The organism is Xanthomonas cissicola, assembly GCF_008801575.1.
GTDB lineage: Bacteria > Pseudomonadota > Gammaproteobacteria > Xanthomonadales > Xanthomonadaceae > Xanthomonas > Xanthomonas cissicola.
In genome coordinates this window covers 108848-128253 of the sequence record NZ_VZPL01000001.1, presented here as the reverse complement: position 1 = coordinate 128253, position 19406 = coordinate 108848, and the positions used below count along the sequence as shown (strand labels likewise).

Genomic DNA, 19406 nt, shown 5'->3' with positions numbered 1-19406 from the left:
CACGATTCGAGAGAACCCGCATGACTGCATCCCCCTCAAAGCTTGCCCAACTGCGTGAGCTGTCCGTCGTTGTCGCCGACACCGGCGATTACGACGCCATCAAGCGCCTGAAGCCGGTCGATTGCACCACCAACCCCACCCTGGTCAAGAAGGCGTTGGACCTGCCGGTCTATGCCGACCTGATCGAACGCGAGCTGGCCTGGGGCCGCGAGCACGGCGGCGACGATCGCACCGCCACCGTCAACGAAGTCGCCGACCGCCTGACCATCGGCGTGGGCGTCAAGCTGGCCGAACTAGTGCCGGGGCGCGTATCCACCGAAGTCGACGCCGATCTGGCGCACGACACCCAGGCCACCATCGCCAAGGCGCGCAAGTTCATTGCGATGTACGCCGAGCGCGGCGTGTCCAAGGACAAGATCCTGATCAAGATCGCCGCGACCTGGGAAGGCATCGAAGCCGCCCGGCAGCTGCAGAAAGAAGGCATCGACTGCAACCTGACGCTGATCTTCAACCGCTCGCAGGCGCTGGCCTGTGCCGAAGCCGGCGTGTTCCTGATTTCGCCGTTCGTGGGCCGGATCCTGGACTACTACGTGGCGCAGGGGCAGACCCCGGCCAGCATAGATGAAGATCCGGGCGTGGTGTTCGTGCGCACCGTCTACAACGAGTTCAAGCAGCGCGGCTCGTCCACGGTGGTCATGGGCGCCTCGTTCCGCTCGACCGCGCAGATCGAAGCGTTGGCCGGTTGCGACCGCCTGACCATTTCGCCGGACCTGCTGGAAAAGCTCGACGCCGAGCACGGCGAGCTGCCGCGCAAGCTCTCCCCGGCCCAGGCAGACAATGCTCAGTTCACCCCGATCGACAGCGATAGCTTCGCTTCGGGCCTGGCCGCCGACCCGATGGCCACCGAGAAGCTGGCCAGCGGCATCGACACGTTCGCCAAGGACTTGCACGCACTGCGCAAGACCATTGCCGACAAACTCGCTGGCTGATCACGCAGCGAGCCTGTTCTGCACATAACACCTGCAGCTGCTCGGCTGCGGGCGTTGTTGTTTTTGGAGCTTGGTTTAGATGGGGATGTGCGGCCAAGCGGGTCTGCGTCGCGATAACGGGTACGGATGCGGGCAGCTCGTGAATGGGGGATTGTCGCTTCCGCAGCCGGCTGTACCGGGATCAACGGCAGCCGCATATCAGCGCGTCTGTACGACAGACAGAAGACCGCGGCCCAGCAAAGCCACACCTGCGCCGTGTGCCGCTTGGACCAAACGCCCTGCTCTCCACATATAGCTTACACCCGCGGCGCGCGCACTGCCTAGAATCCGGATTCCCTCAACTGGCGTAACGGACAATGGCAAACATTGCAGTGGTGATGGTCGACGGCGTGGCCGATTGGGAAATCGGCGTGGTGCTGCCGGCAGCACGCGAATGGTTCGGCGACCAGGTCGCCATTGCCAGTATCGACGGGCAACCGCTGCAGTCCATCGGTGGCCTGCGCATCACGCCGGAATTCGCCCTCTCCGATCTGGCGCCACTCGAAGCTGATCTATGGCTCCTGCCCGGCAGCGAACGCTGGCAGGCCGGCGAAATTCCCGGGCTGAGCGGTTTGCTTGTCGAGCGCGTGCAGCAGCAGCGCCCGGTCGCGGCGATTTGCGGCGCCACCCTCGCCTTCGCCTATGCCGGCCTGCTCGATGAGCGCGCGCACACCAGCAACGCGCTGGCCTTCTTGCAGGAGCACGTGGTGCCGTACGCAGGCGCTGCGCACTATCGCCACGAAAAGGTCGTCAGCGCCGACGGCGTCATCACCGCACCCGGCACCAGCCCGGTGGGGTTCGCATTGGCGTGCATGCGGCAATTGCATCCGGAGCGCACCGACACGCTTGCCCAGTTGCGCGGCATGTTTGCCGGAGAATTCGTTTGATCCAACCGATTCAAGCCGGTACAGCTGATGCCCTGTCCTGGCTCACCGTGCTGATTGCTTGTATCGAGTCTCCATACCGTTCGCGGCGAATCATCAGGAGTAATTGCCCGCGCTGAGCAGCCTCCGATGATTTGCTGCCCCGGTCTTCTGCGGCGCTCGCCGCAACAACTCACACCACTGATTCGCTGTACAGCGTCGCCGAGCCGATTCACCTTACAAAAACGTATCGCCCCATCACCAGCGTGTGTTGCGACCTCCGCTCAAAAAAGATGGCCGCGCCGTCTCCGACGCAGCCATTCAAGTTGCCTAGCACGCACTCCCATGCGGTGCCTGATCGTGATAACGCTGCCGGTCACTGTCGGCCATCGGCACGCTGCCACGATCTTGTGGATGACAGCGTTTCAATCCGGCCCGCCTTTCCGTCAGGCATCCAGCCCGATCGGGCAGCTCACTCCTGTGCCGCCAAGCCCGCAATACCCGTTGGGGTGCTTGGCGAGATATTGCTGGTGATCGTCTTCGGCGTAGTAGAACGTGGGCGCCGGGAAACGGATCTCCGTGGTGATTTCGCCATAACCGGCTGCGGTCAGTTGTTGCTGATACGCATCGCGGCTGGCAAGCGCGGCGTCGTACTGCGCCTGCGTGGTGCAGTAAATCGCCGAACGGTATTGCGTCCCCATATCGTTACCTTGCTGCATGCCCTGGGTGGGGTCGTGGCTTTCCCAGAACGTACGCAGCAATTGTGCGAACGACACCGCATGGTCGTCGAACACCACCAGCACCGCTTCGGTGTGGCCGGTCTGCCCGGAACACACTTCCGAATAGGTCGCGTTCGGCGTCTGCCCGCCGGCGTAACCCACTGCTGTGGTGTAGACCCCTGGCACGTTCCAGAACTTGCGTTCCGCGCCCCAGAAACAGCCGAGCCCGAATTGCACCTGGGCCAGACCAGTGAATTCCCCGCGCAACGGATGGCCGTTGACCAGGTGCGTGTTATGCAGCGGCAGCGCTTGCTCGCGCCCGGGTAGTGCTTCGCCCGGGCGTGGCAGACGTTGTTTGAAGGCGCCGATTCCCAGCATGGTGCAGCTCCGCAATCGTCAGGATTGCCTGCTGGATGGCGCCGGCCAGAGCCACTTTCAAGCCTGCCCGGCCAGCGCCTGTCGTCCGCGCCGCATTACTTGGCCTTGGCAACCGCCGCGCGCGTGTCCACTTCCGGCATCGCCGAGCTGTGGTGGTTGATGATCAGCCACTTGCCGTCGCGCTTTTCGTACACGAAGGTGTAGCGGGCCTGCACGTTGCTCTTGTTGCCGGCCTTGTCGGTCAGCGTGAAGGTATACACGCCGGCATCCACGGCGCTGTCGTCATCGAGCACGCGCACGGTGCGGTAATTGACCACGCCCTGCGGCTTCTTGGTCAGGAACATCTCGAAGTAGTTTTCGATCTGTTCGCGCGAGGCGCGCACTTCGTTGGAGACCGTCGGCAGCAACACGCCGTCCGGTGCGTACAGGTCGGCCACCTTGTGCGGGTTGCCGGTGGCCAGCGCCGCGTTCCAGGTGTCGAACAGCGCAGCGACTTCGCGCTCTTCGCCGCCGGCCGGCAGCTTGGCCTTGTCGGTGTAATGCATCACGCCGCCAGCCAGCGCCGGGGTGGCAGCCAGAGCCAGAACCAGAGAGAAGAGTGTGCGACGCATGGGGAATCTCCGTGTGATAGATGGGGGTGCCTCATCGGGCAAGCTCAGTATCGAAATCAAGCAGCCCCAACAATTCTGCCGAGTGGCATATACTCAAATATGCTGATCGGCCTAGAGCGAAACTATGGAGACCCCCACCAATGCTGGCGATTGGCGCCTGACCTTGCGCCGCGAGGCCTCCGATAGCGCGCGTTGGCAGGCGCTTTGGGAAGCTGCCGTTGCACTGCGCCAGGTGCAGAGTCCCGAGCAGGCCTGCGATGCGGTCCTCGGGCGGGTGCTGCTGCTACTGGGCCTGGAACACGGCGCAGTTCTGGCGCAGCGCGGCCCGCGCGCGCAAGTGTTGGCCAGCCGCGGCCGTACATTGCCGCCCGGGGCCAGCGCCGCCGGCGACGGCCATGAGGCGGCCTGGTTGATGCCACCGCGCCCGTCCGATATCCGCGAAGCCAGGGTGCCGATCCACGCGCTGGGCACCACGCACGGCATGCTTTGCGTGGCCTGGAGCGAAGGCCGCCCGGCCCCCGGCAATGACGACGTGCAGGCGCTGCAGGCGTTCGCGCTGCTGCTGCCGGCGATGGTGGCGGAACCGGCCAAACCGGTTGCCACACGGCGGCGCAAACCGCTGCAGGACGACCGTCTGGGCGCGCTGAGCAAGCGCGAAAAACAGGTGTTGTCGTTGCTCCCGCGCGGACTCACTAACGCGACCCTCGCAGCTGAACTGGGGATTTCTCCCGGCACGGTCAAAGTGCACGTGGAGCGAATCCTGCAGAAACTTGAGGTAAAAGATCGCACCCAGGCCGCGGTGTACGCGGTCCAATCCGGACTTGCGCTATGAATGCATTGGCGGTGCGTTGGAACGATTGGCCGATTACCCGCAAAAGCCTGGCGGTCGTCACCCTGCCATTGCTGTTGCTGGCCGTTGCATTGATGGCGATCTACAGCGTGGAACGGCAGAACATCGCCGCCGAAAACGACGTGCGGCAGACCCTGGAAGTGCTCAGCGATCTGTACGAAGCGCACGCACTCTTAGCCGAAACCGCGGCCGGCGTGCGCGGCTATCGGTTGGTGCGGCGCGATGAATTTCTGACCCCGTATCGCGATGCCGAGCCGCGGCTGCAGCGCGTAGCCGACCGTCTTTCGCAACGTATTACCGACCCCAGCCAAGCGCAGCGCTTTGCGCGCATCAAGCCACTTTTTGCGGAAAAAATGCAGGGTTGGCGCCGATTGCTGGCCCCGGATCTGAGCCGCGAAGAAGAGATTCGGCAACTGTGGGATGGCAAGTACAAACTCGACATCCTGCGTGCGGAGCTGCGCGAATTGCGCAATTACGAAACCGCGCAGTTGCAGGTGCGTACCGCCAAGGCGCAGGGGCTGCGCCAGCGCAACCTCATCATCACCTTGAGCGCGGCGATGCTGGGCGGGCTGGGCGCGGTATTTGCCGTGGCATGGTTCGCCTCGGCATTGTCCGGGCGCCTGCGCACCCTGGCCGCCAACGCCGACCGGCTGGGCGAGGGCCTGCCGCTGGCACCGCAACCGCGTGCCGGCGACGAACTGGGCCAGGTCGGGCAGCGCCTGGCGCAAGCCAGCGAACTGTTGGCCGCACGCGCAGCCGAAGCGCAGCTGGCGCGGCGCGAGGCCGAAACCGCCAACCGCGCAAAAACCGAATTTCTCTCGCGCAGCAGCCATGAACTGCGGACTCCGCTCAATGCGATCCTGGGCTATGCGCAGGTGCTGGAAATGGATCTGCCCGAGCCGGGTCATCGACGGCATCTGCGGCACATTCTGGGTGCCGGCAGGCACTTGCTCGGGTTGATCACCGAGCTGCTGGACATCGCGCGTATCGAAGCCGATCAACTTGATCTGAGCCCGGAGCCGATCTCGGTGCGCGCGGCCGTGCATGAAGCCTTGGGACTGATCGCACCGGATGCCGACAAGCATGGCATTGCGCTGCAACCGGCATCCATCGACGGACCGTGGACGGTGCGCGCCGATGCGCAGCGGCTGCGCCAGGTGCTGCTCAATCTGCTGTCGAACGCGGTCAAGTTCAATCGTACTGGCGGGCAGGTCCAGGTGAGCGCGCAGGCCGATGGCGAGCAGGTGCGTATCACCGTGGCCGACCAGGGCGCGGGGCTGACCCCGGCCCAGATCGAACGCCTGTTTACCCCGTTCGAGCGGTTGGGCGCCGAGCGCTCTGCGGTGGAAGGCACCGGGTTGGGGTTGGCGCTGAGCAAGCGTTTGATCGAGGCGATGGGTGGACAGATCGGCGTGGACAGCAGCAGCGATGGCGCGCGGTTCTGGATTTCGCTGCCGCAGGGCGAGCATCAGCACAGCGAACCGGCGCGGCCGCTGGTGCCGCCGAGCAGTGCCGGCAGCAGCGTGTGCCGGCTGTTGAGCATCGAAGACAATCCATCCAATCAGGCGTTGATCCGCACGCTCACAGAGCGTCGCCCGCAGTGGCAGCTGCTCGAAGCGGCCAGCCTGGCGCAGGCGCGTGCGCTATTGCAGCACGGCGCGCCGGATCTGATTCTGCTGGACCTGCACCTGACCGATGGCAACGGCGAAGAGCTGTTGCGCGAATTGCAGGCGCAGCCGGCCCTGGCGGCCATCCCGGTGGTGGTGATCAGTGCCGACGCCACCACCGCCACACTGGCGCGCGTAGGCAATCAAGGCGTGCGCGCGTATCTGACCAAGCCGCTCGATGTGGCGGAATTCTTCACCGTGATCGACGGGTTGCTGGCATGACACGCGACGAAATCCTCGGTTCCCGCATCCTCATCGTCGACGACGAGCCGGCCAACGTGCGATTGCTCGAAGACCTGCTGCAACGCGAAGGCTTCCAGCAAGTGATCGCCACCACTGATCCGTTGCGGGTCATGGGCCTGGTCTCGGCATTCGCGCCGGACCTGATCCTGCTGGATCTGAAGATGCCCGAGTTGGACGGCTACGCGCTGCTGGAACAGCTGGCGCGGCTGTCAGACCCGGGCCAGTTCCTGCCCGTGATCGTGCTGACCGCCGACCCCAGCCGCAGCGCGCGCCACCGCGCCCTGGGCCTGGGCGCCAAGGACTTTTTGACCAAGCCGCTGGATACTTTCGAAGTCGCACTGCGGGTCTGGAACGTGGCCGAAACCACGGTGTTGTTCAAGCGCCTGCGCGCATTGGCCGCGCCGGATGCAGCGCCGCCGGGGTGGCGTCAGCAGGAATGACGCGCATACATCGTAGGAGCGCACCTGGGTGCGACGTGGCGTTTATCGGCAGAGCCTCGTCGCGCCCGGGTGCGCTCCTACGATTGGCGCTGCGTTACAGCGCGCGGGTGACCTGCCCGCACAAGCCGATCTCTGCCAGCACCGCCTGGGCCTGGCTGAGATGCACGTCGGCCACGCAGACCTGCAGCACGCCGAAGGCGGGCAGCTCGCCGGCACCGCCCAGCAGCGATTCACCGAAGACGAACGCGGTGATGCCGGCATCTTCCAGCGCGTGCTTGGCCAGATGCGCATCGATGAGGTGACTGGCGCGGTAGGCGATCTGCATCTCAGCCGCGCGCTGCGCGTTCGCGCTGCGCGCCGTTGCGCCAGTCGCGTAGCGCCGGCAACGCGTCCAGCGCCGCCAGATAATCGCCGGCCGCTTCGAACAGCGGCACACCGTAGCTGAAAAAGCGCAGCGCCACCGGCGCGAACATCGTATCGACGATGCCGAAGTCGCCACACAGGAATTGCCCGGCGTGACCGTGTTCGGCACGCAGGCTGGCCCACAGCGCCTGGACGCGGGCGATGTCGCGCTCGGCGGCCGCGTCCCATTGCGCCGGGCCTGGCGTGCGGGCCAGATTCATCGGCAGTTGGCTGCGCAGGGCTGCAAAACCGGAATGCATTTCCGCCGCGGCAGCGCGTGCCTGCGCGCGTACGGCCAGGTCGGCCGGCCAGCCGCGGCCGGCCAGCCAACGCTCGTTGATGTACTCGCAGATCGCCAGCGAATCCCACACATGCAAGGCGTCATCCCAGAGCACCGGCACCTGGCGGGTCGGCGAATACCCGGCTATGCGCGCCTGGAATTCGGGCGTCGCAAGCGGCAGCGCGACTTCCTCGAACGGCACCTTGAAGTGTCGCAACAGCAGCCACGGCCGCAACGACCAGGAAGACAAGGTCTTGTCGCCGATCACCAGACGGGGCAGTGGCATCGCAGGAGCGCTCCAACGGGGTCGGCGCAGCGTACGCGTCGCGGCCGATGCCCGCCAGCCATGCCCGGCCGCAAGGCACGCCTTGTCCTGCAGCGCGCGCGCAAGGCAGCGCTTGCGGACCAAGCGCGTGAATGAGGCCAAGCCTGACCTGAAAGAGGGCCTTGTACCGTGGTTGCTGCGCACTGGGCGCCGACCGCCTGCTCGCCAGGCCCGCCTGCGCCGCCTGGCGCGCCCGGGTTGCATCGTGACGGCTGGCAGCGACCGAACCATGCATCGCCGGCGCAGCCTGCAGAGGCTATCCGGCACCCAGGCCACGCCGAAACCACTGCCCCCACGCCGCCCCTCCGCACCCCGCGCCTACCCCTAACCGGTGCCACCGCCTAAACTTGCGGTTTACCTATTGCTGATGCGCGCATGTCCGAGACCCTAGCCACCGACGCCACCGCCCCGGCGGAGAAGAAAGACTTCATCCGCCAGATCGTCCGCGAGGATCTGGCCAGCGGCAAGCACACGGTCATCCGCACCCGCTTCCCGCCCGAACCCAACGGCTACCTGCATATTGGCCATGCCAAGGCGATCTGCCTGGACTTCGGCCTGGCCGCCGAGTTCGGCGGGCTGTGCAACCTGCGCCTGGACGATACCAACCCGGCCAAGGAAGACCCCGAGTTCGTGGTGGCCATCCAGGACGACGTGCGCTGGCTGGGCTATGACTGGGCGCAGCTGCGCCACGCCTCGGATTATTTCCAGGTGTATTACCTGGCCGCGCAGAAGCTGATCCGCGATGGTCATGCCTTCGTGTGCGATCTCTCCGCAGAACAGGTGCGCCAATACCGTGGCACGCTGACCGAGCCCGGCCGCAATTCGCCGTTCCGCGAACGCAGCGTCGAAGAAAACCTGGACCTGTTCGCGCGCATGCGTGCCGGCGAATTCCCCGACGGCGCGCGTACGCTGCGCGCCAAGATCGACATGGCCAGCGGCAATATCAACCTGCGCGACCCGGCGCTGTACCGCATCAAGCATGTGGAGCATCAGAACACCGGCAACGCCTGGCCGATCTACCCGATGTACGACTTCGCGCATTCGCTCGGCGATGCGGTGGAAGGCATCACCCACTCGCTGTGCACGCTGGAATTTGAAGACCATCGCCCGCTGTACGACTGGTGCGTGGACAAGGTGGACCTGGTCGGCCATCCGGAACTGCTGCAGCCGCTGCTGGACAAGGGCTTGCCGCGCGAAGCCGCCAAGCCGCGTCAGATCGAGTTTTCGCGCCTCAACATCAACTACACGGTGATGAGCAAGCGCAAGCTCACCGCGCTGGTGGAAGAGCAGCTGGTGGACGGTTGGGACGACCCGCGCATGTACACGCTGCAGGGCCTGCGCCGGCGTGGCTATACGCCGGCGGCGATGCGCCTGTTCGTGGACCGCGTGGGCATCAGCAAGCAGAACTCGCTGATCGATTTCTCGGTGCTGGAAGGTTGCCTGCGCGAGGATCTGGACGCAGCGGCGCCGCGCCGTATGGCCGTGATCGACCCGCTCAAGCTGGTGCTGACCAACCTGCCGGAAGGCCACACCGAAACGCTGCAGTTTTCCAACCACCCCAAGGACGACAGCTTCGGCACACGCGAGGTGCCGTTTGCGCGCGAGCTGTGGATCGAGCGCGAGGATTTTGCCGAGGTTCCGCCAAAGGGCTGGAAGCGCCTGGTGCCGGGCGGCGAAATCCGCTTGCGCGGTGCAGGCATTGCGCGCGTGGACGAGGTGATCAAGAACGCTGACGGCGAGATCGTCGAACTGCGCGGCTGGCTGGATCCGGAATCGCGCCCGGGCATGGAAGGCGCCAACCGCAAGGTCAAGGGCACCATCCACTGGGTCAGCGCGGCACACGCGGTGGAAGCGGAAATCCGCCTGTACGACCGCCTGTTTTCGGTGGAGAAGCCTGACGACGAGTCCGAGGGCAAGACCTACCGCGATTACCTGAACCCCGAGTCCAAGCGCAACGTGCGCGGGTACGTAGAGCCGAGCGCTGCGATGGCAGCGCCCGAGCAGGCGTTCCAGTTCGAACGCACCGGTTACTTCGTTGCCGACCGTCGCGACCATAGCGCAGCCACACCGGTTTTCAATCGCAGCGTGACCTTGCGCGACACCTGGGCCAAGTAACCGCGCAGGACAGCGGCGCCCTTGCAAGGCGGGCGTCGCTGCTACCGAGATCGGGCGGCGGGTGCGCGGCTGCAGAGGCGGCATCTGCGTCATCACGCCCCTACTCCGCCGCAGCGCCGATGCGTCGCACACTGCCAGCCACGCCGTGGATCGCTCCAGACCATCACGGTTTTGGCGGTCGTGCACGCACTGCGAAGACATCCCACTGCATTGCACCGTGCCATCGTTTCCACGCGGCGCTGTGCGCGTGGCCGACGACATCACAGCCGCTGGAACAGCGCACCGCTGCGGCGTGCCGGTGTTGCATACATCTGCAGCGCTCGTCTTGATCAACTCCCTGCCGCACGGCACGCTGCAATGCACGCCCTGAGGAACAGCACGATGCGTGAACGCTTGATGGTGGGTGTCGCCTGCGGAATCGGTGCGGGTGCGCTGTGGGGGCTGGTGTTTCTGGCACCGCAATTGCTGGGCGCTTTTACGCCGCTGCAATTGGCGGTGGCACGGTATCTCTCGTATGGCGTGGTGGCGGCCTTGCTGCTGGCGCCACGCGCGCGGCAGACCGCTGGCCGGCTGGGCGCTGCCGAATGGTGGGCACTGGTGCGTTTGAGCCTGATGGGGAATCTGGTTTATTACGTGCTGCTTGGCAGCGCCGTGCAGTGGGCGGGCAGCGCGGCAACTGCGTTGATCATCGGGCTGTTGCCGGTGGTGGTCACCGTGATCGGGACGCGTGCCGCCGGTGCGGTGCAATTGCGACGTCTGGCCGCGCCCTGCGTGCTGTGCGTGATCGGCGTGACATTGGTGGCACTGGACACCGTGCAGGACGACTCCGGCCAGCAGGCGAACGATCGCCTGACGCGGATCGCCGGCCTGCTGTGCGCGGCGGGTGCGCTGGTGTCGTGGTCGGCCTATTCGATTGCCAACGCACGCTGGTTGCGGCGGCGCCCGGATCTGTCCGGGGGCGACTGGTCGCTGCTGACCGGCGTGGTGACCGGCGCACTGGCGTTGTTGCTGGCGCCGGCGGCCCTCATCGGCAGTGCAGCGCATGCACCGCTCGAGTGGGCCAGTTTCTGGGGCGTGTCGCTGTTGCTGGGCATCCTGGCCTCGATCATCGGCAACGCGCTGTGGAATCGTGCCAGCCGCGTGCTGCCGCTGACCCTGGTCGGACAGATGATCGTGTTCGAGACGGTGTTTGCGCTGCTGTACGGCTTCGCCTGGGAAATGCGCCTGCCTACGCCACTGGAGCTGGCCGCCATCGCCTGCCTGCTGGTCGGCGTGCTGTGGTGCGCAGCACTGCATGCGGAAGCGAAATGACCTCGGCACCTGATGCGCGCATCGGCCTAGATTGCAGGCTGTGTCAGCCAGCGATGCCGCCATGTGCCTCCCACCGCCATGCTTACGCCCACCTGCAAACACATGGCGCAGCGCGGTGTTTTCGCTGTCGATCGGCCTGACGGCCTGCTCGCCGCAGCTGCCCGTCTCGAACGCGGCGACCCCGGCCGAGGTGTTCTGTACGCTTCTTCCGGGTCGGCCAGATGACGATCTGCCCAGCGATCGCCGCGACGAAAGCATGCAGCAACTGGATGTTGCCACGCGCTGCCACCGGGCACTGCGCAGACGGCGTTGACTACACCAAGAGCGGCTAACAAAACCTCGCGAGCAGCCGTCAGCTGGGCGTGGACGGCGCGGAGCAACCGGAGTGTACGGGTGGCGCATGCCGACCCGAGCAGCGGACGCGCCCGCCTGGCGGCTGCACAGTAGTCTTGTTAGCTGCTCCAAGGCTGCAGGTGTTTCGGCCACACGCCACGCCGTCGCTAGCGTCATCAGCCGCAACGCGCGCAAGACCTGGATCGCGTGATGGTCGTAACTGATCCAGCGCGCGCCACATCCGCGCATCCGGGGCTTACCATGGCCGCTCACCTATTCTGATCGGAGCGGCCGCATGTCGCGTCTTTTGTCCCGGTGTCTGAACATGCTATTGCTGCTGGCCTGTCTTGGGTCGACTGGCTGCGTGGCCGCACCACCGGCCGATACCGCCGCGCCGCCTCCGGCAACCGGCTCGACAAGCGGCCCGGCAGCCGGCAAAGCGGTCATCGTCACCACCACCTGCCGCACCGATGCCGATTGCACGGTGAAGAACGTCGGCAACTGTTGCGGTGCGTTTCCAGCCTGCGTCAACGTCAACAGCGCCACCGACCCCAAAGGCGTACTGGCGCAATGCCAGGCTGGCGGCATGATGAGCGTGTGCGGCTTCCGCGAGATCAGCGCCTGCCAGTGCGTCGCCGGCCAATGTGCCGCAAAGGACGCGCAGGCCGATACACTGCGCCCCGCCACTCCCCCTACAGAAACGGTCCACTGATGCTTCACGCGCACGTCCACCTCACCCTGCCCGACTGGATCCACGCGCATGTCGACGACAGCCGCGCCTATCCCGGCGATGAGGACAAGGTGGCCCTGGCGATCGAGCTGTCACGGATGAATGTGCGCGAAAGCAGCGGCGGCCCGTTCGGCGCGGTGGTGTTCGGCCCAGACCACCGCATCATTGCCGCCGCAGTGAACCGTGTGGTGCCGCAGACCACCTCGCTGGCGCATGCCGAAAACATGGCTTACATGCTCGCGCAACAGCGCCTGCAGACACCGCGTTTGAACGATGTGCTGTCGCCGGTGACGCTGGCTACCTCCGCGCAGCCGTGCTGCCAGTGCTACGGCGCCACCGTGTGGGCCGGCATCGACCGCCTGCTGATCGGCGCGCGCGCCGACGACGTGATGGCGCTGACGCAATTCGACGAAGGCCCATTGCCGGCCGACTGGGTGGGTGAACTGAGCCGCCGCGGCATCGAGGTGGTGCGCGACGTACTGCGCGACCAGGCGTGTGCAGTGCTGCGCAACTACGGCGAGGGCGGCGGTGACCATTACTGATGTCGCGGGCGCAGCGGGCGCCCTGCAGGTGCAGCGATGAGCGGCCTGCTGTGTTACTGCCGGCAGGGTTTCGAACCTGAGCTGGCCGCAGAACTGAATGTGCGCGCCGCATTCGTCGGCATTGCCGGCTATGCGCGCGCCCAACGCAACGACGGCTATGTATTGTTCGTCTGCGACGAAGCCGCGCAACTTGCAGCAAAACTGCAGTGGCGCGAGTTGATCTTCGCCCGGCAGAAGCTGGTGGTGATTGCCGAGCTGAAAGGTATCGACCCCAAGGACCGCATCACGCCGATCCTGGCCGCGTTGGACGGGCAGCAGCGCTTTGGCGATCTGTGGGTGGAACACCCGGATTCGGACGCGGGCAAGCCGCTGGCGGGCCTGGCGCGCAGCTTCGGCAATGCGCTGCGCCCGGCTCTGCGCAAGGCCGGCCTGCTCACCGACAAGCCGCAGTCGCGCCCGCCGCGGTTGCACGTCTGTTTTCTCGACGGCGACCACGCCTTGCTTGCGGTGGCCGACAGCGCCGACAGCGCCCCGTGGCCACTGGGCATTCCACGGCTGAAATTGCTGCCGGAAGCGCCCTCGCGCTCTGCCCTCAAGCTCGACGAAGCCTTGCTGACGCTGCTCACGCCCGAAGAACGCGATGCACTGGTCAAGCCGGGCATGCGTGCGGCCGATCTGGGCGCTGCGCCCGGCGGCTGGACCTGGGTACTGACGCGGCAGCACGTGCACGTCACCAGCGTGGACAACGGCCCGCTGCGCGAGCATGTGCTGGAGACCGGGCTGGTGGAACACCTGCGTGCCGACGGCTTTCACTGGAAGCCCGCGCAACCGCTGGACTGGATGGTCTGCGACATGGTCGAGCAACCGCGCCGCGTGGCCGAACGCATGGCGACCTGGGTGCGCGAAGGTTGGTGCCGCAACACCATCTTCAACCTCAAGCTACCGATGAAAAAGCGCTGGGACGAGACCCGTCTGTGCCTGGACCTGTTCGAGCAACAGGCCGAGAGATCATTGAGCGTGCGCGCCAAGCAGCTGTATCACGATCGCGAGGAGATCACGGTGCTGGCGATGCGGGATTGAGCTGAATCGGGAATCGGGAATCGGAAAAGCGTGGGGCTGGGACGGAGAGTCATCAAGAGTGCTTCGATCATGCGATCGATCGGCGATGCAGTCCGCCGTGCGCTGGGCACCTGTTCTCGAATAAGAGCGGCTAACGAAACGTAGCGAGCAGCTGTCAGGTGGGCGCGGACGGCGCGCTCAGAACCGGAGTGTACGGGTGGTACATGCCGATTCCGAGCACCGGCCGCGCCCGCCTGGCGGCTGCGCGGTCGTTTTGTTAGCCGCTCTAAGCCTGACTGAAGCATTTCACTCGCATAGCCAGCGCTCGTGGTCAGCCACGAGCGCGCAGCAGCGCTCACCAAGCAATACAACGCGTCCGCACTGCATCGTGCAGCCTACGCTGAGCCAGCCCACTGCTCAGCGCATGCAGCGCCCGCACTCCGCCAATCGGCGGAGCCGGCCACCCTTACAGCACGATGCGCTTGCTGCCCTCGCGCGCCGAGCGATAGATCGCATCGACGATACGGATGTCGCGCAGGCCTTCTTCGCCCGGCGCACGTAATGGTGTGCCGTTCATGATCGCCAGCGCGTCTTCGTCCATCTGCAGCGCCTGCTGATGCGGCACCTTGGCGTCGAACACGCGTCCATCGCTGGCCTTGCCGGTCACGCCCTGATAGCTCTGGAACGGCGACAATTCGTACCAACCGCGCTCGCATTCGGCACGCAGCACATTCATGTTCTTGCCGAAGCTGGTCTTGCACTCGGCCCGGACCGCATTGGGAAACTCCAGGGTGAAGTCCATGTGCTCGTCGACTTCATCGAACAGATCGGGTCGGTCGGTCCAGCGTTTGGCGGTCACCGCCAGCGGCTCGGCACCCACGGTGTAGCGCGCGGCATTGAGCGGATACACGCCCATGTCGTACATCGCGCCACCACCGAACTGCGAACGCAACCGCCATGGGCGGTCGGCCTTGGCAGTGCCTTGATAACCGTTGTACCCGGCCTCGGCACGCACGCGTTGCATCGCACCGAACGGTTTTTCGCTGGCCATCGCAATCACGCGCCGCGTGTTTGGCTCATGCTGCATGCGGTAGCCGATCGTCAGCGCCACCTTGTTGCGTTTGCAGGCAGCAATCATCGCCTCGCATTCACCGGCATGCATCGCCATCGGCTTTTCGCACCACACGTGCTTGCCTGCGGCAGCCGCACGCAGGGTCAGTGGCGCATGCAGATGCGTGGGCGTGACGATGTACACCACATCGATGTCGTCGTTGTCGGCGATGCGATCGAAGTTCTCGTAGCTGTAGACATTGCGGTCGGCGATGCCGTACTTGGACTGCCACTGCGGAATCTTCGACGGCGTGCCGGTGACGATACCGGCGAGCTTGCAATGCTTGGTCAGCGCCAGACCGGGCGCGAGCTGTTCGCTGGCATAACTACCCAACCCGACCAACGCGACATTGAGCGGTTTTCCGGGCTTTTTCTTCGGCACTGCCCACGTCGGTGCAGCGAGCAGGATGCCTGCACCGCCAAAGGCGGCAAGCAAGCGGCGACGTGTGATCGATTCCACGGACATGCAAACCTCCTTCGCGAGTGTGGGCATACTGCTCGCGCACCTTACTTGATCGGGTGTGATCACCGCCATGGTGGCGCTGCACGTTCTGGCACACTGCTGGCGATCACTCAGGAGCATTGCGCATGACCGTCGTTGCCCATCTTGGCCGTTTGCCGCTGGCGCTGCTGTTGTCCAGTTCGCTCGCCATCGCTGCCGACAAACCGTTCGTTGCGCGCGATCTGATCGGCGATGGCGCATTCACGCACAATGCCGAAGGCCCGGCGACTGGTCCGGATGGCGCGCTGTACGCGGTGAACCTGGGCAAGGACGGCACCATCGCGCGCATTGCGCTGCAGGCGGACGGCAGCGCACGTGCCGAGGTGTTCGTCACCTTGCCCGAGGGAAGCACCGGCAATGGCATCCGCTTTCGCGACGGCACCATGTATGTCGCCGATTACACCGGCCACAAGATCCTGCAGGTCAACATGCAGACGCGCGCGGTGAGTACGTTCGCGGCGTTGCCCGAGGCAGATGGCCCCAACGATCTGGCGCTGGCGCCCGATGGCAGCTTCTACGCCAGCGATCCGAACTGGAAGGACAATAGCGGGCGCTTGTGGCACATCGGTCGCAACGGCGAGGTGCGGCTGCTGGAAGCAGGGATGACCACACCCAACGGCCTGGACGTCAGCCCCGACGGCAAACAGCTGTATGTCAACGAAAGTATGTCGCGCAAGGTGTGGGTCTACGACCGCGGCAGCGACGGCGGCCTGCGCAACAAACGGCTGCTGATCAGCTTTCCCGATTTCGGCATGGACGGCATGCGCTGCGATGCCGACGGCAATCTGTACATCGCCCGTTACGATGCCGGGAAAATTGCAGTGGTGTCGCCGCAGGGCAAGCTGCTGCGCACGGTTGCATTGAAGGGGCGCAAGGCCAGCAACGTGGCCTTCGGCGGCGCAGACGGAAAGCAGGTGTTCGTCACCTTGCAGGACCGTGGCGCAGTTGAAACGTTCAGGTCCGATCGTCGCGGGCGCGAAACCGGACACTGAAACTGGCGTGTGCGTCGCATTGGTTCTCAGGCCGCGCAACAGCGTGATGGCATCCTGCAGGTCACCTGTGGAGGACTCCCCATGCAACCGATCGAATTGAAGGACGCGGCCGCCTTCGGCAGCGAATTTCTGCGCCTAACCCTGTTGCAGGGGTTTCAGTCGCTGACCAAGCGTGACCTGGAATTGCTGATCTTCGTGCTGCTCGAACGCGATGGCGCCATCTCGCGCAACAGCTCCAACGCAGCGGTCGCTTTGCAGTTGCGGGTGACTTCGGCCAAGGTCAAGGCATTGCGGCGCGATGGCTATGCGCGTTGGCGCTCGCTGGTGCCCGAAGAGGGCGACGCCGCGATGCAGCGGATCGTTGCCAACGTGCTCACCGAAGACAATCTGCGCTCCGGCGCAAAACACGTCAGCGAACGCAGCCGCAAGGAAGGCTTTTTGGCGGTGCGCATCGAACATCCCGACGACGCGCAACAGTTCGAACAAGCCATTCTCGATGTCGGTGCGCTGCCGGTGTACGAACGCAATCGCGAAGTGGTCGCGGTGCGCTTCGACACGCTGCTGAAAATCGCCGAGCGCTGGGGCTACCTGCAACCGGATCCGCAAGCCACCGTGCGCGCATTGCAGAAGCTCACGCCCACCGCAGAAGAGGTGTCGGATCTGCTCAAGAAGGACATCGCGCAGCTGCGCTGGGACGACGTGCGTCGCGCACTCAACAGCCTGGGTGCCAAGGCGGTGACGAGCACGGCGGAGGGCGGCCTGAAGGGGCTGCTGAAGATCGTGTTCCCCTTCATCCCCGGCTGAGTGGCGCTCACCAGAGCACTGCGCGATGCGCTGCGCAGTGCTCGCTCAGGGCCACGACGCAACATCGCGACAAGGCATGTTCGCCCGCTGTGACCTTCGAAAAACGCATCCCGTCGCCAAGCGCCGCGCCATCGTCACGCACAGCGCGAGGCCGCCAGGCTCTATGCTTGTGGACTGTTCCGCATCAGGGGGATCTGATGACCACTCGCCGTATTGCCACACTCGTCTCCACGCTGTCGCTATTGCTCTGCACTGCCGCACAGGCGCAACAGGCGCCCACGCCTGCCAGCAGCATGCCGCTGATCGACGTGCCCAGTGCCATCCGCACCCAGCCGCTCTCCAGTGGCGAGGTCACCCATCAAACCGAACTGGAGCGCCCGCGCGGCCAATCCAGCGTGATCGTGCGTTCGATCCAGCCCAGCAGCGTAGTCGGCAGCTATCGCATCGATTTTGAGGCCATGGATACCGATGGCGATGGGCGCATCAGCCGTGCAGAGGCGCAGGCCAACCCTGCCCTGGCCGATGAATTCGACGCGCTCGACACCCGTCACAGCGGTTACCTGACCCGCGAACAGCTCGCCGGCTGGCTGATTCGCTGATCGTCGTATGGCAGGCGCGGCTGCACTACGCAACCGCGCACTGCGCTTCGCGTCATGCCATCGCCCCCTCTTGCAGGGCCCGCTTGGGTCGGCTAGATTGTATTTAACGGATACAATCTGGACGGACCGATGACTGCTCGCCTTTCACTTGCCGCCGAGACTGCTCGCCTTTCACTTGCCGCCGACCTTGGCTACCAGCTGCAACTGGCCGCCCTGGCCTCCAGCCACGCCGCGCGCCAGGAATTGGCCGAGCTACAGCTCACCCCGGCGCGTGTGACCGCGTTGATCCACATCCGCGACCAACCCGGCTGCGACCAGACCGAGCTAGGCAACCGTCTGCTGGTCAACCGCGCCGCCGGCATGAAGATCGCCAATGCGCTAGCCGAGCAAGGCCTGATCGAACGCCTGGCCGGCCGCGACCGTCGCAGCAAGGGCCTGTACCTGACCGACTCGGGCGAGCGCACGCTGCTGGTTGCACAGGGCTGCCTGGCGCGCGCAGGCGAACGCACCTGCACCGGCCTGCAGGCCAGCGAACAACAGACCCTGCTGCGCCTGCTCTGCAAGTTGAACGCCAGCGCTGCACTGGAGCGCGCCGCCGCGCCAGATAGCGCGTTGGCCGAAGCTTTCTGAGCCCATCGACACATCAGCACTCTCACGACTCGAAGGAGACGCCGCTTGAACGAGCATGACGTGGTATCGGTTCGCATCGAAAACCGCATCGCCTGGGTGAAGTTCGCTCGCCCCGACAAGCGCAATGCGATGAGCCCGGCGCTCAACCGCCGCATGATGGACGTGCTGGACGAACTGGAATTCGACGACAACGTCGGCGTGCTGGTGCTCGGCGGCGAAGGCACCGCCTGGTCGGCGGGCATGGACCTGAAGGAATATTTCCGCGAAACCGAAGCGCAGGGCCTGCGCGGCGTGCGGCGCTCGCAGCGTGAATCGTATGGCTGGTTCCGTCGTCTGCGCTGGTATCAGAAGCCGACCATCGCCATGGTCAACGGGTGGTGCTTCGGTGGCGGCTTCGGCCCGCTGTTTGCCTGCGACCTGGCGATTGCCGCCGATGAGGCGCAGTTCGGCCTGTCGGAAATCAACTGGGGCATCCTGCCCGGTGGTGGCGTCACCAAGGTCGCGGTGGAACTGCTGTCGATGCGCGATGCGATGTGGATGACGCTGACCGGCGAAATGGTGGATGGCAAGAAGGCGGCCGAGTGGCGCCTGGTCAACGAAAGCGTGCCCCTGGAACGCCTGGAAGCCCGCACCCGCGAGGTGGCCGAACTGCTGCTGCGCAAGAACCCGGTCGCGCTCAAGTACGCCAAGGATGCGGTGCGCCGCGTCGGCACCATGACTTACGACGAAGCCGAAGATTACCTGGTACGCATGCAGGAAGCGGCCAACTCGTTCGACAACAACGCCCGCAAGGAAGGCATTCGTCAGTTCATCGACGAGAAGAGCTACAAGCCCGGCCTGGGCGAGTACGACCTCAGCAAACACAGCGCGTAA

21 protein-coding genes, 2 other RNA genes and 1 pseudogene are annotated in these 19406 nt (G+C 65.2%); 17 read left to right on the top strand and 7 right to left on the bottom strand.

The features are described 5' to 3' along the window. The first annotated feature begins 20 nt into the window (after positions 1 to 20). Complete coding sequence (gene tal, locus F7R02_RS00615; protein WP_078590008.1) at positions 21 to 989, top strand: transaldolase; 969 nt, start codon at positions 21 to 23, stop codon at positions 987 to 989. A 356-nt stretch (positions 990 to 1345) separates the two neighbouring features. Further along, entirely contained in the window at positions 1346 to 1915 is a 570-nt protein-coding gene (locus F7R02_RS00610) for a type 1 glutamine amidotransferase family protein (protein WP_078590007.1), read from the top strand. Positions 1916 to 2337: 422 nt separating this feature from the next. Here F7R02_RS00610 and msrA read toward each other — a convergent pair whose 3' ends face one another. Together msrA and F7R02_RS00600 are read right to left on the bottom strand one after the other, a co-directional pair. Next, on the bottom strand, positions 2338 to 2988 hold the full coding sequence (gene msrA / locus F7R02_RS00605) for a peptide-methionine (S)-S-oxide reductase MsrA (RefSeq protein WP_011050605.1): 651 nt from the start codon (positions 2986 to 2988) through the stop codon (positions 2338 to 2340). 95 nt (positions 2989 to 3083) lie between these two features. Beyond that, entirely contained in the window at positions 3084 to 3599 is a 516-nt protein-coding gene (locus F7R02_RS00600; protein ID WP_011050604.1) for an SgcJ/EcaC family oxidoreductase, read from the bottom strand. Positions 3600 to 3723: 124 nt separating this feature from the next. Between F7R02_RS00600 and F7R02_RS00595 the strand changes: the two genes are divergently transcribed. From F7R02_RS00595 to F7R02_RS00585, 3 genes are read left to right on the top strand one after another with little or no spacing between them, the layout of a single operon-like run. After that, positions 3724 to 4431: a helix-turn-helix transcriptional regulator gene (locus F7R02_RS00595; RefSeq protein ID WP_078590006.1), complete on the top strand. Its 708-nt coding sequence runs from the start codon at positions 3724 to 3726 to the stop codon at positions 4429 to 4431. Further along, the gene (locus tag F7R02_RS00590) at positions 4428 to 6338 is read left to right on the top strand and encodes an ATP-binding protein (RefSeq protein WP_005917240.1); all 1911 of its coding nucleotides are present in this window, start codon (positions 4428 to 4430) and stop codon (positions 6336 to 6338) included. The genes F7R02_RS00595 and F7R02_RS00590 overlap by 4 nt, the downstream gene beginning before the upstream one ends. Next, positions 6335 to 6799 (top strand): response regulator, encoded by a 465-nt coding sequence (locus tag F7R02_RS00585; RefSeq protein ID WP_003487509.1) that lies wholly within the window; start codon positions 6335 to 6337, stop codon positions 6797 to 6799. Before F7R02_RS00590 ends, F7R02_RS00585 begins: the two co-directional genes overlap by 4 nt. A gap of 94 nt (positions 6800 to 6893) precedes the next feature. Here the strand turns inward: F7R02_RS00585 and F7R02_RS00580 are convergent, their stop codons facing one another. Together F7R02_RS00580 and F7R02_RS00575 are read right to left on the bottom strand one after the other, a co-directional pair. Next, positions 6894 to 7124 (bottom strand): putative signal transducing protein, encoded by a 231-nt coding sequence (locus F7R02_RS00580; RefSeq protein WP_005917243.1) that lies wholly within the window; start codon positions 7122 to 7124, stop codon positions 6894 to 6896. A 1-nt stretch (position 7125) separates the two neighbouring features. Continuing rightward, the gene (locus F7R02_RS00575; protein WP_078590005.1) at positions 7126 to 7767 is read right to left on the bottom strand and encodes a glutathione S-transferase family protein; all 642 of its coding nucleotides are present in this window, start codon (positions 7765 to 7767) and stop codon (positions 7126 to 7128) included. Positions 7768 to 8181: 414 nt separating this feature from the next. Here F7R02_RS00575 and F7R02_RS00570 point away from each other — a divergent pair, with 414 nt between their 5' ends. From F7R02_RS00570 to F7R02_RS26280, 4 genes and pseudogenes are all read left to right on the top strand, one after another. Further along, positions 8182 to 9921: a glutamine--tRNA ligase/YqeY domain fusion protein gene (locus F7R02_RS00570; RefSeq protein WP_005917248.1), complete on the top strand. Its 1740-nt coding sequence runs from the start codon at positions 8182 to 8184 to the stop codon at positions 9919 to 9921. A 162-nt stretch (positions 9922 to 10083) separates the two neighbouring features. Continuing rightward, positions 10084 to 10291 (top strand): annotated as a pseudogene (locus tag F7R02_RS26810) (hypothetical protein). An 11-nt stretch (positions 10292 to 10302) separates the two neighbouring features. Next, positions 10303 to 11232 (top strand): DMT family transporter, encoded by a 930-nt coding sequence (locus F7R02_RS00560; protein ID WP_005917251.1) that lies wholly within the window; start codon positions 10303 to 10305, stop codon positions 11230 to 11232. Positions 11233 to 11347: 115 nt separating this feature from the next. After that, on the top strand, positions 11348 to 11545 hold the full coding sequence (locus tag F7R02_RS26280; RefSeq protein WP_003487503.1) for a hypothetical protein: 198 nt from the start codon (positions 11348 to 11350) through the stop codon (positions 11543 to 11545). Positions 11546 to 11558: 13 nt separating this feature from the next. Here F7R02_RS26280 and F7R02_RS00555 read toward each other — a convergent pair. Further along, positions 11559 to 11634: non-coding RNA, sX9 sRNA (locus F7R02_RS00555), on the bottom strand. A 262-nt stretch (positions 11635 to 11896) separates the two neighbouring features. Between F7R02_RS00555 and F7R02_RS00550 the strand changes: the two genes are divergently transcribed. From F7R02_RS00550 to rlmM, 3 genes are read left to right on the top strand one after another with little or no spacing between them, the layout of a single operon-like run. Continuing rightward, entirely contained in the window at positions 11897 to 12277 is a 381-nt protein-coding gene (locus F7R02_RS00550) for a hypothetical protein (RefSeq protein ID WP_029828133.1), read from the top strand. Further along, positions 12277 to 12837: a nucleoside deaminase gene (locus F7R02_RS00545; RefSeq protein ID WP_003487499.1), complete on the top strand. Its 561-nt coding sequence runs from the start codon at positions 12277 to 12279 to the stop codon at positions 12835 to 12837. Before F7R02_RS00550 ends, F7R02_RS00545 begins: the two co-directional genes overlap by 1 nt. Before the next feature lie 36 nt (positions 12838 to 12873). Then, entirely contained in the window at positions 12874 to 13917 is a 1044-nt protein-coding gene (gene rlmM, locus F7R02_RS00540; protein WP_033483765.1) for a 23S rRNA (cytidine(2498)-2'-O)-methyltransferase RlmM, read from the top strand. A gap of 128 nt (positions 13918 to 14045) precedes the next feature. Here the strand turns inward: rlmM and F7R02_RS00535 are convergent. Both F7R02_RS00535 and F7R02_RS00530 read right to left on the bottom strand, forming a co-directional pair. Further along, positions 14046 to 14122: non-coding RNA, sX9 sRNA (locus F7R02_RS00535), on the bottom strand. Positions 14123 to 14362: 240 nt separating this feature from the next. After that, complete coding sequence (locus F7R02_RS00530; RefSeq protein ID WP_005917260.1) at positions 14363 to 15472, bottom strand: Gfo/Idh/MocA family protein; 1110 nt, start codon at positions 15470 to 15472, stop codon at positions 14363 to 14365. Positions 15473 to 15594: 122 nt separating this feature from the next. Here F7R02_RS00530 and F7R02_RS00525 point away from each other — a divergent pair, with 122 nt between their 5' ends. The 5 genes from F7R02_RS00525 to F7R02_RS00505 all read left to right on the top strand — a co-directional run bounded on the left by F7R02_RS00525 (position 15595) and on the right by F7R02_RS00505 (position 19406). Then, positions 15595 to 16500, top strand: a complete 906-nt coding sequence (locus F7R02_RS00525; protein WP_039579028.1) for an SMP-30/gluconolactonase/LRE family protein — start codon at positions 15595 to 15597, stop codon at positions 16498 to 16500. Between the two features lie 81 nt (positions 16501 to 16581). Continuing rightward, positions 16582 to 17304: a hypothetical protein gene (locus F7R02_RS00520; RefSeq protein ID WP_003487491.1), complete on the top strand. Its 723-nt coding sequence runs from the start codon at positions 16582 to 16584 to the stop codon at positions 17302 to 17304. Between the two features lie 197 nt (positions 17305 to 17501). Beyond that, positions 17502 to 17903: an EF-hand domain-containing protein gene (locus F7R02_RS00515; protein ID WP_015472545.1), complete on the top strand. Its 402-nt coding sequence runs from the start codon at positions 17502 to 17504 to the stop codon at positions 17901 to 17903. 129 nt (positions 17904 to 18032) lie between these two features. Next, positions 18033 to 18533 carry a MarR family winged helix-turn-helix transcriptional regulator gene (locus F7R02_RS00510; protein WP_078587083.1) on the top strand — a complete coding sequence of 167 codons (501 nt, stop codon included), beginning with the start codon at positions 18033 to 18035 and terminating at the stop codon, positions 18531 to 18533. 45 nt (positions 18534 to 18578) lie between these two features. Continuing rightward, positions 18579 to 19406: a p-hydroxycinnamoyl CoA hydratase/lyase gene (locus F7R02_RS00505; protein WP_005925862.1), complete on the top strand. Its 828-nt coding sequence runs from the start codon at positions 18579 to 18581 to the stop codon at positions 19404 to 19406.

Bases quoted from the DNA above. Each gene is read 5' to 3' on its own strand.
- tal (WP_078590008.1), top strand. From the start codon at position 21: ATGACTGCATCCCCCTCAAAGCTTGCCCAACTGCGTGAGCTGTCCGTC.
- F7R02_RS00610 (WP_078590007.1), top strand. From the start codon at position 1,346: ATGGCAAACATTGCAGTGGTGATGGTCGACGGCGTGGCCGATTGGGAA.
- msrA (WP_011050605.1), bottom strand. From the start codon at position 2,988: ATGCTGGGAATCGGCGCCTTCAAACAACGTCTGCCACGCCCGGGCGAA.
- F7R02_RS00600 (WP_011050604.1), bottom strand. From the start codon at position 3,599: ATGCGTCGCACACTCTTCTCTCTGGTTCTGGCTCTGGCTGCCACCCCG.
- F7R02_RS00595 (WP_078590006.1), top strand. From the start codon at position 3,724: ATGGAGACCCCCACCAATGCTGGCGATTGGCGCCTGACCTTGCGCCGC.
- F7R02_RS00590 (WP_005917240.1), top strand. From the start codon at position 4,428: ATGAATGCATTGGCGGTGCGTTGGAACGATTGGCCGATTACCCGCAAA.
- F7R02_RS00585 (WP_003487509.1), top strand. From the start codon at position 6,335: ATGACACGCGACGAAATCCTCGGTTCCCGCATCCTCATCGTCGACGAC.
- F7R02_RS00580 (WP_005917243.1), bottom strand. From the start codon at position 7,124: ATGCAGATCGCCTACCGCGCCAGTCACCTCATCGATGCGCATCTGGCC.
- F7R02_RS00575 (WP_078590005.1), bottom strand. From the start codon at position 7,767: ATGCCACTGCCCCGTCTGGTGATCGGCGACAAGACCTTGTCTTCCTGG.
- F7R02_RS00570 (WP_005917248.1), top strand. From the start codon at position 8,182: ATGTCCGAGACCCTAGCCACCGACGCCACCGCCCCGGCGGAGAAGAAA.
- F7R02_RS00560 (WP_005917251.1), top strand. From the start codon at position 10,303: ATGCGTGAACGCTTGATGGTGGGTGTCGCCTGCGGAATCGGTGCGGGT.
- F7R02_RS00545 (WP_003487499.1), top strand. From the start codon at position 12,277: ATGCTTCACGCGCACGTCCACCTCACCCTGCCCGACTGGATCCACGCG.
- rlmM (WP_033483765.1), top strand. From the start codon at position 12,874: ATGAGCGGCCTGCTGTGTTACTGCCGGCAGGGTTTCGAACCTGAGCTG.
- F7R02_RS00530 (WP_005917260.1), bottom strand. From the start codon at position 15,472: ATGTCCGTGGAATCGATCACACGTCGCCGCTTGCTTGCCGCCTTTGGC.
- F7R02_RS00525 (WP_039579028.1), top strand. From the start codon at position 15,595: ATGACCGTCGTTGCCCATCTTGGCCGTTTGCCGCTGGCGCTGCTGTTG.
- F7R02_RS00520 (WP_003487491.1), top strand. From the start codon at position 16,582: ATGCAACCGATCGAATTGAAGGACGCGGCCGCCTTCGGCAGCGAATTT.
- F7R02_RS00515 (WP_015472545.1), top strand. From the start codon at position 17,502: ATGACCACTCGCCGTATTGCCACACTCGTCTCCACGCTGTCGCTATTG.
- F7R02_RS00510 (WP_078587083.1), top strand. From the start codon at position 18,033: ATGACTGCTCGCCTTTCACTTGCCGCCGAGACTGCTCGCCTTTCACTT.